At 70.5% G+C, this 14,301-nt stretch carries 17 protein-coding genes; 5 read left to right on the top strand and 12 right to left on the bottom strand.

The genetic code is table 11. The features are described 5' to 3' along the window. Positions 1-2: 2 nt before the first annotated feature. The 6 genes from ACIRSS_RS18220 to ACIRSS_RS18195 are packed head-to-tail and all read right to left on the bottom strand — an operon-like array spanning position 3 to position 3,158. Complete coding sequence (locus ACIRSS_RS18220; RefSeq protein WP_400896196.1) at positions 3-689, bottom strand: HAD family hydrolase; 687 nt, start codon at positions 687-689, stop codon at positions 3-5. Positions 690-711: 22 nt separating this feature from the next. Further along, a complete protein-coding gene (locus ACIRSS_RS18215) occupies positions 712-1,098 on the bottom strand; it encodes a PPOX class F420-dependent oxidoreductase (protein WP_400896194.1) in 387 nt (128 codons plus the stop codon). A 10-nt stretch (positions 1,099-1,108) separates the two neighbouring features. Beyond that, entirely contained in the window at positions 1,109-1,504 is a 396-nt protein-coding gene (locus tag ACIRSS_RS18210) for a PPOX class F420-dependent oxidoreductase (RefSeq protein WP_400896192.1), read from the bottom strand. A gap of 28 nt (positions 1,505-1,532) precedes the next feature. After that, positions 1,533-2,000: a 2-C-methyl-D-erythritol 2,4-cyclodiphosphate synthase gene (gene ispF / locus ACIRSS_RS18205; protein ID WP_400896190.1), complete on the bottom strand. Its 468-nt coding sequence runs from the start codon at positions 1,998-2,000 to the stop codon at positions 1,533-1,535. Beyond that, positions 1,997-2,614, bottom strand: a complete 618-nt coding sequence (locus ACIRSS_RS18200) for a 2-C-methyl-D-erythritol 4-phosphate cytidylyltransferase (protein WP_400896188.1) — start codon at positions 2,612-2,614, stop codon at positions 1,997-1,999. The genes ispF and ACIRSS_RS18200 overlap by 4 nt, the downstream gene beginning before the upstream one ends. A 52-nt stretch (positions 2,615-2,666) precedes the next feature. Beyond that, a complete protein-coding gene (locus tag ACIRSS_RS18195; RefSeq protein ID WP_004559016.1) occupies positions 2,667-3,158 on the bottom strand; it encodes a CarD family transcriptional regulator in 492 nt (163 codons plus the stop codon). 275 nt (positions 3,159-3,433) lie between these two features. On the opposite strand from ACIRSS_RS18195, the gene ACIRSS_RS18190 reads away from it, so the two are divergent. After that, complete coding sequence (locus tag ACIRSS_RS18190) at positions 3,434-4,120, top strand: hypothetical protein (RefSeq protein ID WP_400896186.1); 687 nt, start codon at positions 3,434-3,436, stop codon at positions 4,118-4,120. Between the two features lie 39 nt (positions 4,121-4,159). Next, positions 4,160-5,518: a DNA repair protein RadA gene (gene radA, locus ACIRSS_RS18185; protein WP_400896184.1), complete on the top strand. Its 1,359-nt coding sequence runs from the start codon at positions 4,160-4,162 to the stop codon at positions 5,516-5,518. Here radA and ACIRSS_RS18180 read toward each other — a convergent pair whose 3' ends face one another. Together ACIRSS_RS18180 and ACIRSS_RS18175 are read right to left on the bottom strand one after the other, a co-directional pair. Then, entirely contained in the window at positions 5,519-6,628 is a 1,110-nt protein-coding gene (locus ACIRSS_RS18180; protein WP_400896183.1) for a hypothetical protein, read from the bottom strand. It abuts the gene before it with no gap. Then, complete coding sequence (locus ACIRSS_RS18175) at positions 6,621-7,214, bottom strand: RNA polymerase sigma factor (RefSeq protein WP_400896181.1); 594 nt, start codon at positions 7,212-7,214, stop codon at positions 6,621-6,623. Before ACIRSS_RS18175 ends, ACIRSS_RS18180 begins: the two co-directional genes overlap by 8 nt. 191 nt (positions 7,215-7,405) lie before the next feature. Between ACIRSS_RS18175 and ACIRSS_RS18170 the strand changes: the two genes are divergently transcribed. Beyond that, the gene (locus ACIRSS_RS18170; protein ID WP_400896179.1) at positions 7,406-8,083 is read left to right on the top strand and encodes a contact-dependent growth inhibition system immunity protein; all 678 of its coding nucleotides are present in this window, start codon (positions 7,406-7,408) and stop codon (positions 8,081-8,083) included. Between the two features lie 84 nt (positions 8,084-8,167). Here ACIRSS_RS18170 and ACIRSS_RS18165 read toward each other — a convergent pair whose 3' ends face one another. Then, entirely contained in the window at positions 8,168-9,412 is a 1,245-nt protein-coding gene (locus tag ACIRSS_RS18165) for an alpha/beta hydrolase family protein (RefSeq protein ID WP_400897524.1), read from the bottom strand. 43 nt (positions 9,413-9,455) lie between these two features. After that, entirely contained in the window at positions 9,456-10,028 is a 573-nt protein-coding gene (locus tag ACIRSS_RS18160) for an ArsR/SmtB family transcription factor (RefSeq protein ID WP_400896177.1), read from the bottom strand. Between the two features lie 149 nt (positions 10,029-10,177). Between ACIRSS_RS18160 and ACIRSS_RS18155 the strand changes: the two genes are divergently transcribed. Both ACIRSS_RS18155 and ACIRSS_RS18150 read left to right on the top strand, forming a co-directional pair. Then, a complete protein-coding gene (locus ACIRSS_RS18155; protein ID WP_400897522.1) occupies positions 10,178-10,966 on the top strand; it encodes a helix-turn-helix domain-containing protein in 789 nt (262 codons plus the stop codon). Between the two features lie 14 nt (positions 10,967-10,980). Next, on the top strand, positions 10,981-11,163 hold the full coding sequence (locus tag ACIRSS_RS18150; RefSeq protein WP_400896175.1) for a DUF397 domain-containing protein: 183 nt from the start codon (positions 10,981-10,983) through the stop codon (positions 11,161-11,163). On the opposite strand, the gene ACIRSS_RS18145 is transcribed toward ACIRSS_RS18150, so the two are convergent. Further along, positions 11,141-11,644, bottom strand: coding sequence for a hypothetical protein (locus ACIRSS_RS18145; protein WP_400896173.1), 504 nt, complete (start codon positions 11,642-11,644; stop codon positions 11,141-11,143). The two genes, ACIRSS_RS18150 and ACIRSS_RS18145, sit on opposite strands and share 23 nt — an antisense overlap. Positions 11,645-11,731: 87 nt before the next feature. Further along, positions 11,732-14,266: a trehalose-phosphatase gene (gene otsB, locus ACIRSS_RS18140; protein WP_400896171.1), complete on the bottom strand. Its 2,535-nt coding sequence runs from the start codon at positions 14,264-14,266 to the stop codon at positions 11,732-11,734. Positions 14,267-14,301: the final 35 nt, after the last annotated feature.

Here is a 14,301-nt window from a genome sequence, read left to right as displayed (position 1 = left end):
CCCTAGCCGACGCCGTGCGTGCGCAACGCCGTGAGCAGGGCGTCCGGCCGCTCCGCCGTGGGCAGCGGGTCGACCAGCGCGAACTCGCAGCCGAGCGCGCGGGCGCCGCCGTCGGCCTCCTCGCTGTCGCCGACCATCAGCGTCTCGGTGGCCGGGACGCCGAGCGCCTGCACGGCCTTGCGGAAGATCTCCAGCTCCGGCTTGATGGCGCCGACCTCGAAGGACAGCACGAACTCGTCGACGTAGGCGTCCCACCCGCGCGCGGTGAAGGCCGGCCGGATGTCGAAGGCGATGTTGCTCAGCACGCCGACCTTCAGGCCCCGCTCGGACGCCGCCTTGAGCGCGGCTTCGGTGTCCGGGTACGGCGTCCACTGGCTGGGATCGATGAGCCGGTTGTAGAGCGCTTCGGCCTGGTCGAAGTGCGGGACGCCGGACTTCTTGAGCACCTCGAGGTAGACCTTCCGGTGCAGCGCGGGGTCGCGGTCGCGGTGCTGCCAGGCGTGCACGTGCTCGGCGTCCAGCTCGACGACCTGCCCGACCGGGGCGGTCATCCGGCGCATGAGCTCGGCCTGCGCCTCGATGTCGAGCGGCTCACCTTCGTGGTCGGTCAGTTCGGTGAGCCAGGACTCGTCCTGCTCGAGCCGGAAGAGCGTGCCGGAGAAGTCGAACAACACGGCCCTGATCGTCATGGTTTCCAGCCTAACGGGACCCTCAGGCCGAATGCCCTGTGATGTGTTCGGGGACAACGCGCACGAGCACCCGAACGACCTCCGGCGGCTCGGGCGGGAAGGTCGTGCCGGTGTACTTGCGGGCCAGCTCGTCGTTCAGCTCGCGGCCGCCTTCGACGGTGACCTCGGCGCGGCCGCGGATCTCGACGTAGTTCTCGGGGTCGGCCAGGTCGAAGACGGAGAGCGAGACGCGGGGGTCGCGCCGGATGTTGCGTTCCTTGCGCCGGCCCTGGACGGTCACGAAGAGGACGGTGTCCCCGTCGCGCTTGGCCCAGACGACGGAGCTCTGCGGCGAGCCGTCGGCGTTGGTGGTGGCGACGACGGGGTAGTTGCGGCCGTCGAGCAGGGCCTTGGTGGCTTCGTTGAACATGGTCCGGACCCTATTTCACGTTGCCGGCGACCTTGTCGACCTTCAGCCGGACGATGACGCGCTCGGTGGTTTCGCTTTCGGGCGGCGGGTCCTGGGCGAGGTACTTGTGGCTGAGGGTCTTGGGGAGGGTCTTGCCGGGGTCGGGGGTGATCGTGGCGGTGCCGCGCAGCTGGGTGTGCCGGTACGGGTCATCGGCGTCGGTGATGGAGACGCTGAGACGCGGGTCGCGACGCAGGTTGCGGACCTTCCGGCGGTCCTCGGTCGCGCTGAAGACGAGCTCGCCGTCGTCGAGGGCGATCCAGACCACGGAGGTCTGCGGCCCGCCGTCGGGGTCCAGGGTGGCGACGGTGGCGAAGTTCTTCCCGTCGATCAGCGCGCGGACGTCGTCCGAGAGGGTGAGGGCCATATCACGCCGAACCGGCGCGGGCCGGACCCTATTCCGCCGTCAGCAGCAGGGCCGTCGCGAAGGCCGCGATCCCCTCGCCGCGGCCGGTCAGCCCCAGGCCGTCCGACGTCGTCCCGGACACGCTCACCGGGCCGCCCACCGCCTCCGACAGCACCTTCTGCGCCTCCTCGCGCCGCTTCCCCACGCGCGGCGAGTTGCCCACGATCTGGACCGACGCGTTCCCCACCCGCCAGCCGGCCGCCTCGATCAGCCCGCGGACCTCCGCCAGCATGTCGGCGCCGTGGGCGCCGTCCATCCGGGGGTCGCCCGTGCCGAACACCGCTCCCAGGTCGCCGAGGCCCGCCGCCGACAGCAGCGCGTCGCACAGGGCGTGTGCTGCTACGTCGCCGTCCGAATGGCCCGCGCAGCCGTCCACGCCCGGCCACAACAGCCCCGCCATCCAGCACTCGCGGCCCGCCTCGACCGGGTGGACGTCGACCCCGTTGCCGATCCTCACAGCGTCTCCTCGTTCTTCGGTGCCGCCGCGATCGCCTCGGCCAGGGACAGTTCGAAATCCGTCGTGACGCGCATCGCGTCCGGGTGGCCGTCCACCAGCGCCGCGCCGGTCGCGTCCCACGGGTCGGCCGCCGCGAGGAACGCCTCGAGCGTGTAGCCGATCGGGGTCTGGGCCGTGCGCAGCCGCGTCCGGTCCTCGGTTCCGACGATCAGGGAGGAATCGGTCACCTTCACCGTGTCCGCCATCGGCAGCACCGGGACGACAACCGGAGCGTCACCTACCGCGTTGATGACGTCACGCACGGTCTCCGCAGGAATGAAGGCACGCAGAGCGTCGTGGAGGAGTACAACTGAGTCACCGGGAAGATCGGGCTCGACGGCGGCGAACGCCTGCCGGAGCGAGCCGGGGACGACCCGGCACGGGAGACCCTCGAGGGCCTCCGAAAACGACGACGCACACCGCTGGGGGGCCGCCACGAGCACCAGATCGATCTCCGGTACGCCGAGCAGCCCCCGCACGGTGTGCGTGAGTAGCGGCTCACCATGGACCGGCGTGAGAGCGAGCTCTCCGTCGGAGGCATGATGTGCGACGGTCACGATCACGACGACGTTCATCGGTTCGCGATCGTAGAGGCACTCACCCGCCCGTCGGGCGAATGCCCTGGGCTCAGACCGTCGCGGTTTCCAGAACTTCGTCGAGGAGGACTTCAGCCTTGTCCTCGTCGGTGCCCTCCGCGAGCGCGAGCTCGCTGACCAGAATTTGCCGCGCCTTGGCGAGCATGCGCTTCTCGCCTGCCGAAAGCCCGCGGTCCTTCTCTCGCCGCCAGAGGTCGCGCACCACTTCGGCCACCTTGTTCACATCGCCGGAGGCGAGCTTCTCGAGGTTGGCCTTGTACCGACGAGACCAGTTGGTTGGCTCTTCGGTGTGCGGAGCACGCAGAACGTCGAAGACCTTGTCCAGTCCTTCTTGCCCGACGACATCGCGCACGCCTACGATCTCGGCGTTGTCAGCGGGCACGCGAACCGTGAGATCCCCTTGCGCGACCTTGAGGACGAGGTACTTCTTCTCCTCGCCCTTGATCACGCGGGTCTCGATGGCTTCGATGAGTGCGGCACCGTGGTGCGGGTAGACGACGGTCTCTCCGACCTTGAAAACCATGTGTCCTCTGCCCCTTTCGCTGACTCCATCCTAGCACGGTCCGCCAGTGCCCACCTAGCGGGCCGGACTCGTCCTCGCAGGTCAGCGGCCTGGGCGGGGGTTGACAAACGTCCGACGCCCATGCTCATGCAGGTGACCGGGACGCGTTTCCCGACGTAGTACGAAATCCTTTGTGGACGGTTGATCTTGGGCGCAACGCGGACCGGTTCCGCCCGGGAGATCGCGCCCGGCTAGTCTTCGCGGGGACGAGGCCGTGAAACTGGAAGGACTGCGACGTGAGGCTGCAGAATCGTCGCGTGCTCGGCGCGGGCGTGCTGGCGCTCGGTGCCGCGCTCGTGCTCGCCGGGTGCGGGGCCGGCCAGATCACCCAGACCGACACGCAGCAGCCCGCCGTCAACGGCACGTATGCCCAGGTCAAGACCATTGTCCTGCGTGACGCCGCGGTGCAGTACCCGACGTCGGGTCCCGGCTACCCGGCCGGCGCGACCCCGTCGCTCACGCTGACGGTCGTGAACATCGGCACCCAGGACGACTCGCTCGTCTCCGTGACGACCGAAGACGGCACCCAGGCGACCGTGAGCGGCTCGAAGGCCGTCGTCGCCGGGCACTCCCTGGTGATCGGCCCGGACGACGCGGTCGAGTCCACCAACGAGGTGCAGACCACACCGCCGAGCGCGCCCAGCTCCTCCTCGACGGCCCCGTCGTCGACCGGGACGCCCACCAAGTCCGAGACCAACACGCCGGGCAGCCTGACGGCGTCGTCGACGTCCGAGGCCCCGTCGTCCGGCCCGGCCGCGACGCCGACGGCGCCCGAGAAGGTCGGCCAGGCCACGGTCACGCTGCCGCCGCTGAAGCAGCCGCTGTGGCCCGGGCAGACCATCAAGGTGACGTTCGTGTTCCAGAACGCGGGCCCGGTCACCGTGGAGCTGCCCGTCGCGGCTCCGGCGCACGTCAAGGAGTAGGTCCCCGGTTTTGTCGGTGGTCGCCGATAGCCTCGCGGGGTGAAGAAAGGGACCACCTACCGCTGCGCGAGCTGCGGGTACGAAGCGGCCAAGTGGCTCGGCCGGTGTCCGGAGTGCCAGGAATGGGGCTCCTTCGAGGAACGCGGGGCGCCGGTCAAGCCGGCCATCCAGCGCGTCGCCGCCGGGGCGCCCAGTGCGCCCGCGCGGCCGATCGGCGAGGTCGACGTCGAAGCCGCGCGCGCCCGCCGCACCGGCGTCTCCGAGCTCGACCGGGTGCTCGGTGGAGGTCTCGTCCCGGGCGCCGTCGTGTTGCTCGCCGGTGAGCCCGGCGTCGGCAAGTCGACCCTGCTGCTCGAAGTCGCCTACCAGTGGGCGAAGACCGTCGACAGGTCCCTGTACGTCACCGGCGAGGAGTCGGCGGGCCAGGTCCGGTTGCGCGCTGAGCGAACGGGCAACGTCCACGACCGCATGTACCTGGCCGCCGAGAGCGACCTGTCTGCCATCCTCGGGCACGTCGACGACGTCAAACCGGGCGTGCTGATCGTCGACTCCGTGCAGACCATGGCGTCTCCGCAGGTCGACGGCTCACCGGGCGGCGTCACGCAGGTCCGCGCGGTGACGTCCGGGCTCGTCGCGCTGGCCAAGGAGCGCGGCCTGCCCGTCGTCCTGGTCGGGCACGTCACGAAAGACGGCTCGGTCGCCGGCCCGCGCGTGCTCGAACACCTGGTGGACGTCGTCCTGCAGTTCGAGGGCGACAAGCACTCGACGCTGCGGATGGTCCGCGGCATCAAGAACCGCTTCGGCGCCGCCGACGAGATCGGCTGCTTCGAGCTGCAGGAAGAAGGCATCGTCGGGGTGCCGGACCCGTCCGGGCTGTTCATCAGCCGCACGGCGGAACCGGTTCCCGGTACGGCGATCACCGTCTCCCTGGAAGGCAAGCGGCCGCTGCTGGGCGAGGTCCAGGCGCTGGTGTCCTCGACGTCGGCGCCGCAGCCGCGGCGCGCGGTGAGCGGGCTGGACTCGGCGCGCGTGGCGATGGTCCTGGCCGTGCTCGAGAAACGCGGCGGGCTGAAGCTGGGCGACAAGGACGTCTACACCGCCACCGTCGGCGGCATGAAGATCACCGAGCCCGGGATCGACCTCGCGCTGGTGCTGGCGCTGACGTCGAGCTTCGAAGACGTCGCGTTGTCACCACGGCTGGTGTCCGTCGGCGAAGTCGGGCTCGCCGGTGAGATCCGCCGCGTGCCGAGCGTGGGCCGGCGGCTGGCGGAGGCCGCCCGGCTGGGCTTCACGCACGCCCTCGTCCCGCCGGACTCCGGGAAGCCGCCGGCGGGGATCCGCGTGCTGGAGGTGGCGAACGTCGCGGACGCGCTGAACGCGGCCAACCACGCCCGCTGATCACCCCGAGGTCCCGGTGATGGCGAAGGAGTACAGCGTCGCCGGTGCCGGGGGGAGCTGCGGCGCGAACGGCACCTCGTTCTTGGTGGTCGCGGTCGGTGGACCCACCGGGGTCGGTGGTGCCACGGGCACGGTCAGCGGGACGTCCGGGCGGGTGGGCGTCGTCGCCGGGGTGCCCGGTGGGAAGTCCCAGGCCAGCAGCTGGGCCGTCGCCGGGTCGAGGTACAGGTGCTGGCCCGTGTCCTTCACGCCGACCACGGTGGCCGGGCGGCCGTCCGGGGTCTGGCCGGGGACCGCGAACGCCATGTCGATGCCGCTGAGGGCGTCGCGCAGGGCCTCGCGGACCGGCCTCGGGGCCAGGCCCAGCTCCAGCACCATCCGCACCATCGTGAGCGCCTCGGTGGCGCTGTGCGCCCGGCCGTCGTCGGTGACGTCGATCGTGTCGAACAGCAGGCGCTTGGTCAGCTTCGCCCGGTCCGGGACCAGTGACGTCACCAGGTCGGCGTCGGGCGACAGCCAGTTCTTCAGCGGGGTGTTCCACCCGGGCTGGGTCATGCCGGTCATGCGGGGTTCGCCGGGGAACACGCCGGCCGGGCCGTACTCGTCCTTCGGAGCGCGGTTCACTTCCGCGTGCTCGGCCGGCGGCAGGCCGTCGATTGCGCCCGTCCACATCGTGCGGCGGTGCCACGTTCCCTTCGGGTCCGCCGGGATCCACAGCTCCACCTTGCGCTGCACGTTGACCTGCTTGCCGAGCACGGTTTCCGGCACCCAGGTGAGCTTCTGCGCGTAGTGGAACTCGCCCGGTGCCAGCGGCCGGTCCAGGTAGGCGAGCGACGCGCCCGGGCGGGCCGGCTCGGGCGCCGGCGGCCGCAGCGAGACGACGATCCCGAGCCCGCCCACCAGCGTGACGACGGCCGCGGCCACGGCGATCCACCGCCACGTCCCGCGGCGACGCGGCTGAGGCGGCGCTTCGGGCGTGCCCGCCGCGGCCATCAGGGACGCGCGGGCGAAGGCGAGGCCGTCTTCCTCGTCGACGTCGTCGTGCAGGTCGGACAGGGCCGCGTCGAGTTCGGCGTCGGACCAGATCTTCCGGACGTTGTCTTCACGCAAGGTCCTGCACCTCCTCTTGAGCCGGGGCGTTCGTCCTGAGCCAGCGTCTGATCCGGTGCAGCCGGGACCGGACCGTACCGGGCGGGATGCCGAGGGCTTCGGCGACCTCGGCCGGTTCGAGCCCGGCCCACGAGACGAGCAGCAGCGTGTCGCGGTCGGCGGGGCTGAGCTTGGCGAGGGCCCCGGCCAGCTGCGCGGCGCGGACCTGGGCGTCGACCTGCTCGGCGACGCGGCCGTCGTGCCCGGCGTGGGTGTGCTCCCCGGTGCGGGCGAGCCGCGCGGTGGCCTGCAGCCCGCGCAGCTCGGACCGCACGTGGTGGCGCAGCAGGTTGGTGGCGATGCCGTAGAGCCACGACCGCGCGGTGCCGAGCTCGGGCCGGTAGGACTCCCGCCGCCGGAGAGCGACGAGGAAGGTCTCGGCGACGAGGTCGTTCGCCGGTTCGGGCCCGACGCGCCGGGCGAGGTACCGCCGCAGCGCGACGGCGTGGGCGTCGAAGAGCCGCCCGAACGCCGGCCCGGGCTCGGATCCGCCCAGGTCCGGGCGGTCGTGCCCCCAGATCTCCGACCCCTCGTGGATCACCTGCATGCCCCCAGTTGCCCGCAGCGCCCGCGAGCGTTCACGAGCGAACCTACGCCCAGCTCGCGGCGCGCAAGATCGACCGAGCGCCAACGTTCAACGACCTGGCCACAGCGGAACGGAGGGACGGGTGCTGGTCCGCAACCTGAAAGGATTGCCCGGACCGGATGGTCGCGGCAACCCGTTCCGATGGAGTTTCGATGATCGTGAAGTGCACCGCCGAATCCGGCGGGCAGCGGGTGGCGCCCGCCTACGGCTTGACCTACGTCCTGCCGCCCGAGTTCGGGCTGACCAGGGGACGGGAGTACGAGGTCTACGGGTTCGCGCTGTTCGAGAAGGGCCCGGCCGTCCTCGTCCGCAACGACGACCGCGACCCGGAGTGGTACGCGACGAGCGTGTTCGAAGTGCTCGGCAGCGCGGTGCCGGCCGGGTGGCGAGCCGGCCGGGGAGCGGGGTACGAGCTGGTGCTCACTTACCCGGAACTGGCCGCTTCCGAGTCGACCATGGCGGAGCTGGTCGAACTGCGGCAGGACGCCCTGCGGGCCTTCGCCCGGCAGGTGCAGACCCGGACCAGCTCCTTGCCAGTCGAGGCGACGCCTCCCTTCGCCGCGCTCGTCGATCTGGCCGAGCACTTCCACCAGGACTACGACGTGGTCGCCGACACGGCCCTCGGTGTCGTCGACGCCTACGCCGTGGGCCGGGCCGACGAGGTGCGGGCCATCGTGGCCGACCTTGAGGCCCTGTTCGCCGCCGGGATGGACGACGTCGTCGCGCATCGGATCTGGATCGTCGAGGGCTGGGCTAGCTATGACCCCGCCCGCGATGGCCTGACCTGCCTCGACTGGCTGAAACAGGTCAAAGACCACCTTTCGGCGTGATCCCGATCATCCTCGTGAGGCGTTAACTGACCAGTGTCGCAACTGGGGCATGACCGTCAAGATCCCGCCGAAGGGCTACTCCGCCTAGATCGCCAGCAGGCCCCAATAAACCGCCCACGGGACGAACACCACGCCGCCGGCCAGGGCCACACCCAGGCGGGGGGTTCGGTGGCGCCACCACGTCAGCGCCGTGGCGATGGTGGCGGCCACCGTGCCCACCGCCAGCAGCTGCAACGCCAGCCACGGCAGCGGCCGGCCCAGCACCACCGGGCCCAGTCCCTTGCCCATCGTCGTCTGGATCAGCACGTCGACCACCAGGAACCCGACCACCGTCAGCAGCCCGGTCACGCCCAGCCGGCGGGTGCCGCGGCGCAGGCCGAAGCCGAACGTCACCAGCAGGAACAGCAGTACCGCCAGCTGGAGCCACGTCGACTCGTACCAGGCCAACGGTGTCACCGCGGTGCTCGGCCGGTCCTGCTGCGGCGGCGCGTCAGCCGACGAAGCCGCGGGCAAGTCGTGCACCCACGTGCCCACCAGCTCCAGGTATCCCGGCGCGTAGCCGGGCAGCTTGTCGTAGCCGTCCGTTGTGCGGCGCAGCTGGTGCTGCGCGTCCGGGAACACCCGCAACGTGTAGTGCGCCAACGACTCCCGGAAGATCCGGACCGCTTCCCCCGGCGGCGTCAGGACGTCCTTCGCGCCCCACAGCCCGAGCACCGGCTGGCGCAGGCTCTTCAGCACCGCCACCGGGTCGTAGTACGCCTCCGGGAACACGCCGCCGCCGACCAGCTGGCGCATCATCGTCGACGACGCCATCCGCACCATCGAGCCGTCCATCCCCAGTTGCCGCAGCTGGTTCTCGACCGCCCACGCCTGCTGCCGCGACGGTTCGACGCCGTTCGCCCCCAGCGTCACGACGAAAGCGACGTCAGCGGACCGGGAAGCCGCCAGCGGCGCCACCCAGCCGCCTTCGCTCAACCCCCACACGCCGACCCGCGACGGATCCACCTCCGGCCGTTTCCGCAACGCCTCGACGGCCGCCAGCGCGTCGTCCGCCAGGGTCGAGTACGACCGCGAGAACTGCGAGTACCCCTCGGTCCGCTTGTCGTAGATCAGGGTCGCTATCCCTTGCCGCGCAAAGACTTCCGCCTGGTCGCGGTAGTCCTCACGGCTGTGCGCCCCCGAGCCGTGGACCATCACCAGGCCCGGCAGTTTCGTTCCCCCGGGCGGAGCGACGACGCTGCCGTGCAACGTCACTCCGCCGTTCGTGAAAGTCACGTCGCCCGGGTCGGCCGAAGCCGGCGGCGCCCAAGCCGTGCCCGCCAGGATCACCCCGGCCAGTAGTAGAGCCCCTCTTCGCATGTGAATCCCCCTGTCATGTCGGTTCCCCTGGGTCCGGGAACGCGAGCAGGCGCACGAGCACGCGCCGCGCTTCCGGTGACCGGTCGTCCTCGGGCCGCCAGTACCGGCGGAACAGCTCCATGTACTCGTCCCAGAACCGCTTCAGTTCCTCCGCGGTGAGCCACGTGCCGCCGCGGGCGTAGAGCAGCGCGTCCGGCCAGTCGCCGGGCAGCTCCTCGCGCGTCTCCGCGAACCGGTTCAGCTTTTCGAGGTCGTCCTCGAACCCCTGGCGCTGCATGTCGTCGAACAGCACGCGGGATTCGGCGCTCTGCGAACTGCGGCGCGGCCACCGGATGTCCCGCGGCCGCGTCCGCCACCACCGTTCCTTGCCCTTGGCGAGCTCCGGGACGTCCTCGACGAACCCGAACCGCGCCAGCTCCCGCAGGTGGTAGCTGGTCGCGCCGGTGTTCTCGCCGAGCGTCTGGGCGAGCTTCGTGGCTGTCGCCGGGCCCGCGGACAACACGCCGAGTATCCGGCGGCGCAACGGGTGCGTGACGGCCTTGAGGACGTCCGGGTCCAGTTCTTCGGGCGGTGGAGCGCTGGTCACGACGCCACTGTAGCCGTGCAAAGAAAGTTGTGCAAAGAAAGTTCTGCACGCGGGAATCCCAGATTGTCGGACCCGGGCCTTACTATCCGTGCCCATGTGGTTCCGAGGGGTCAGACGCCGTGGGTGAGCCGAACCTGCCCGCCCGGCAGATGGGGCGTCAGCTGAAGCGGATGCGCGAACGGCTCGGCATGACGCAGGACGAAGCCGGCGCGCCACTGCGCATGTCGACGAGCAAGATGTCGCGCATCGAGATGGGGTACCTGCCGCCCTATCACGACTTCCGCGCGCTCCTGGACCGGTACAACGTGGTCGTTTCGGACTGGGGCGAGTACATCGCCGCCTACGACCGCGCCAAGGCGAAGGGCTGGTGGCACCACTACGGGGTGGGGAATCGCGGCTTCCTGCCCATTGAGGCCGAAGCGAGCGCGGTGAAGGTCTTCCAGTTCGGCTACATCCCCGGACTGCTCCAGACCGAGGCGTACATGCGCGAGGTCTTCGCCGCGGCGCGGGTGCAGATGAAGCCGAAGGTGCTGGAGAACCAGGTCACCGTGCGGCTGCTGAGGCAGCTGCGGCTCACCGACAACCCGATCCTGCAGCTCCACGCGATCATCGACGAGCACGCGCTGCGGCGGCCGGTCCTCGGTCGTGCGGACCGGCAGGAGCAGTTGCAGCACCTGGTCGAGCGGGCGCGGCAGCCGAATGTGAAAGTGCAGGTCGTGCCGGAGGAGATCGGTGCCTATCCCGGCCAGTTCGGCAACCTGATCGTCGCAAGCTTCGACGACCCCCAGGAGCCGGACATCGCCTACGTCGAGCACATCTTCGGGTCGGTTCACGTTGAGAAGGAGGCAGAGGTCTCCGCTGCTAGGCTGGCTTTCAAGGATTTCGCCGATCGGGCTCTGGACGAGGAGGACTCGATCGCGCTGATCGAACGGCTCTGATCGGGGAGGCTGCGGTGTCCACTGTAGACGGACGGTGGGTCAAGAGCAGCTACAGCGGCGATGGCCAGGGTAGTGACTGTGTTGAGGTTGACCTTGGTGAGCGAGTGGGCGTGCGGGACTCCAAGGCACCCCACGGCGAACTCCACCTGAGCCCCGCCGCCTGGTCGGCCTTCCTCACCAAATCGGGTGATCGCTGAACTTCCGCAGCGTCTGCACCGACGGCCGCACGAAGAACATCCCGGCCACGTACCCCAGCGTGGCGAAGGCGAACGTCGCCAGCGTCGTGAGCAGGTCCGGCCGCAGCCGGAACACGATCGGCGCCGCGAAGAGCCCGAGAATCAGCGCGAGCGTCAGCACGTACGTGAAGAGCAGCGTGGTGCGCGCCGCCGCCGCGGTCGCGACCACCAGGTAGTCGCCGCGCAGGCACCGCCGTGACGAGAGCACCAGCACCGCGATCGCCAGCACGCCCAGCGGCGGCAGCACGACCGCGGCCTTCCCGATCAGCGAATCCGGCAGCGCGTGGCCGCGGGCGAGGCTCTCCAGGAACGTCGTGAGGCCGAACAGCAGCACCATCGCGGCGATCATCGTGCACCCGACGACCACCGACCCCGCGCGCACCCGCTCGGCGAACCGGGGCGGCAGCGGGACGTACTCGACCTGGCCGGAAGTGCCCTGCATCCACCTCACCTCCGAACGCCGTGAAGGCCACCATAAGGAACTTGTGGTTCCCCAAGGTGGCCTTCACGGAGATTCAGACCGAAAGGGCTAACTGGCCGCCAGCAAGTTGGCGCACCGGATCAGCCCGATGTGCGAATAAGCCTGCGGGTGGTTGCCGAGGGACCGTTCGGCGATGGGGTCGTACTGCTCGGGCAGCAGCCCCGTCGGGCCGGCGGCCGCGACGATCTGGTCGAACAGCTCCTGCGCCTCGGTGCGCCGCCCGGTGAGCAGGTACGCCTCGATCAGCCACGCCGCGCAGATGTGGAAACCGCCCTCACCACCGGGAAGGCCGTCGTCGCGGCGGTAACGGTACACAGTGGACCCACTGCGCAGCTCCGCCTCGATCGCGGTCACCGTCTGCTGGAACCGCTCGTCGGCCGGGTCGATCAGGCCGGTGAGCCCGACGAACAGCGAGGCCGCGTCGAGGTCCGTGCCGTCGTAAGCCGTGGTGAAGGCCTGGACCTCGTCGTTCCAACCGTGCGTGAGGACATCGTGCTTGATTTCCTCGCGCAATCCCTGCCAGTTGCCGGGGATCTCGCGGCCGTACTGCTCGCCGAGCTTGATCGCGCGGTCGATGGTCACCCAGCACATGACGCGGGAGTAGACCCGGTGGCGCGGCACGTGCCGCTCTTCCCAGATCCCGTGGTCAGGCTCGTTCCATCGCCGCGTCACGGCTTCCGCCATCGCGCGGACCAGCTGCCAGTCTTCGTCGCGCAGGTCGCTGCGCGCCGCGGCCAGCGTGCCGACCAGCTCGACAACCGGGCCGAAAACGTCCAGCTGCACCTGGTGGTTCGCCAGGTTGCCGACCCGAACCGGGCGAGAACCGGCATAACCGGGCAGCGACTCGATGACCGCTTCGGCGCCGATCACGCTGCCCGCCAGGGTGTACAGGGGGTGCAGCCGCTCCGGGCCGGCCAGCGTGGCGAGCACGCCGTGCAGCCACTTGAGGTAGCCCTCGGCCTCCTCGACCGAGCCCAGGTGCACGAGCTCCCGCACGGTCATCGCGGCGTCGCGGATCCAGCAGTAGCGGTAGTCCCAGTTGCGGACGCCGCCGATCTCCTCCGGCAGCGACGACGTCGCCGCGGCGAGCACGCCACCGGTGTCGGTGTTGACCAGGCCGCGCAGGGTCAGCGCCGAGCGCAGCACCAGGTCGGTCTGCACCTTCGGGAGCTGCAGCTTCGACGTCCACTCGCTCCAGTAGCGGCCGGCGCGGTCACGTCGCTCCACTTCGGACAGTTCGTGCGGACCGAGGTCGGTGGTGCCGCAGCGCAGCTCCAGCACGACCGGCTGGGTCGGCGTCGGCTGGACCAGCGCGCTCGCGGTGTCGTGCAGGCCGTCGGAGGTGATGGTCCACTCGACGCCCGGCGAATACAGCACGAACGGCTCGGACGTGCCGAGCACCCGCAGACCACCCTCGGTGATCTCCAGCTTCACCGGCACGCCGCCGAACTCGGGGCGCGGCGCGAACCGGACGCTCGCGACCGCCTCGCCCGAGATCACGCGCACGAGGTCCGTCCGGTGCTGCGGGCTCTCCGGCTCGAGGTAGTCGGTGACGAGCAGGCGCGACCAGCGCGTCTCGACCGTCATCGTGTTCGGCAGGTAGCGCTGGCCGAGCGGCAGGCCGTTGCGGTGCGGCTTGATGGAGAAGTGGCCGGCCCCCTCGCCGCCGAGCAGGTCGGCGAACACGGCGGGCGCGTCCGGGCCGGGGTGGCAGAGCCAGGTCAGCTTCGCGTCCGGCGTCAGCAGCGCGACCGAGCGCTCGTTGGCCAGCATCGACAGCCGTTCGATCGGCGGCGCCGACTCGCCGTAGAGCCAGTTGCGCCGCTCTTCCAGCATGAACGCGAGCACCAGCGCGACGTCGACGGTGTCGGGCACGCGGTACCCGGCGAGCGTCTCGCCGTCGCCGACCTTGATGCCCAGGTCCGGGCCGGACAGGCGGGCGAAGGCCTTCTCGTCGGTGACGTCGTCGCCGAGGAAGATCGCCGCGGTGGCGCCGACCTGGTGGCGCAGGATGTCGAGCGCGCGCCCCTTGTCCGTCTGGACGACCGCGAGCTCGACCACCTCCTTGCCGTCGGTGGTCGACACACCCTCCCATGTGGACGGTCCGGAGTGGACGGCCGCGAGCACGCGGCGCCCGGCCTCGTGCTCGGCGCGGCGCACGTGCACCGCGATGCTGGCCGGCTTGACCTCGAGCGACACGCCCGGGACGTCCAGCACGAGCTGCTCCAGCTCGGCCTCCAGCCGCCGGTGCAGGTCACGCGCCTTCTCGTCGAGGGCGTGGATGAAGCCGATGTCGAACTCCGAGCCGTGGCTGCCGACGAGGTTCACCTCGGAGGGCAGCCGCGACAGCGTCGCCAGGTCACGCAGGGCGCGCCCGGAGATGACCGCCGTGGTGGTCTCGTGCAGACCGGCGAGCGATCTGAGGGCGCCCACGGACTCGGGCAGCGGACGCGCCTCGTCCGGGTTGAGGGTGATGGGTGCCAGCGTGCCGTCGTAGTCGCAAGCGACCAGCAGGCGCGGCGTGCGAGCGATCTGGACGATCGCACGCCGCAGCTCGGCGGGCAGGGCCTCGGCAGTCAACACTCCTCCTCAGGAGCTCGTGCATGGTCAAAGACTAT

It is taken from the genome of Amycolatopsis sp. NPDC101161 (assembly GCF_044768185.1).
In the GTDB taxonomy this organism is placed as follows: Bacteria; Actinomycetota; Actinomycetes; order Mycobacteriales; family Pseudonocardiaceae; genus Amycolatopsis.
Note: the sequence above shows the minus strand (reverse complement) of the source record. Positions and strands in the feature narration are given on the sequence as shown.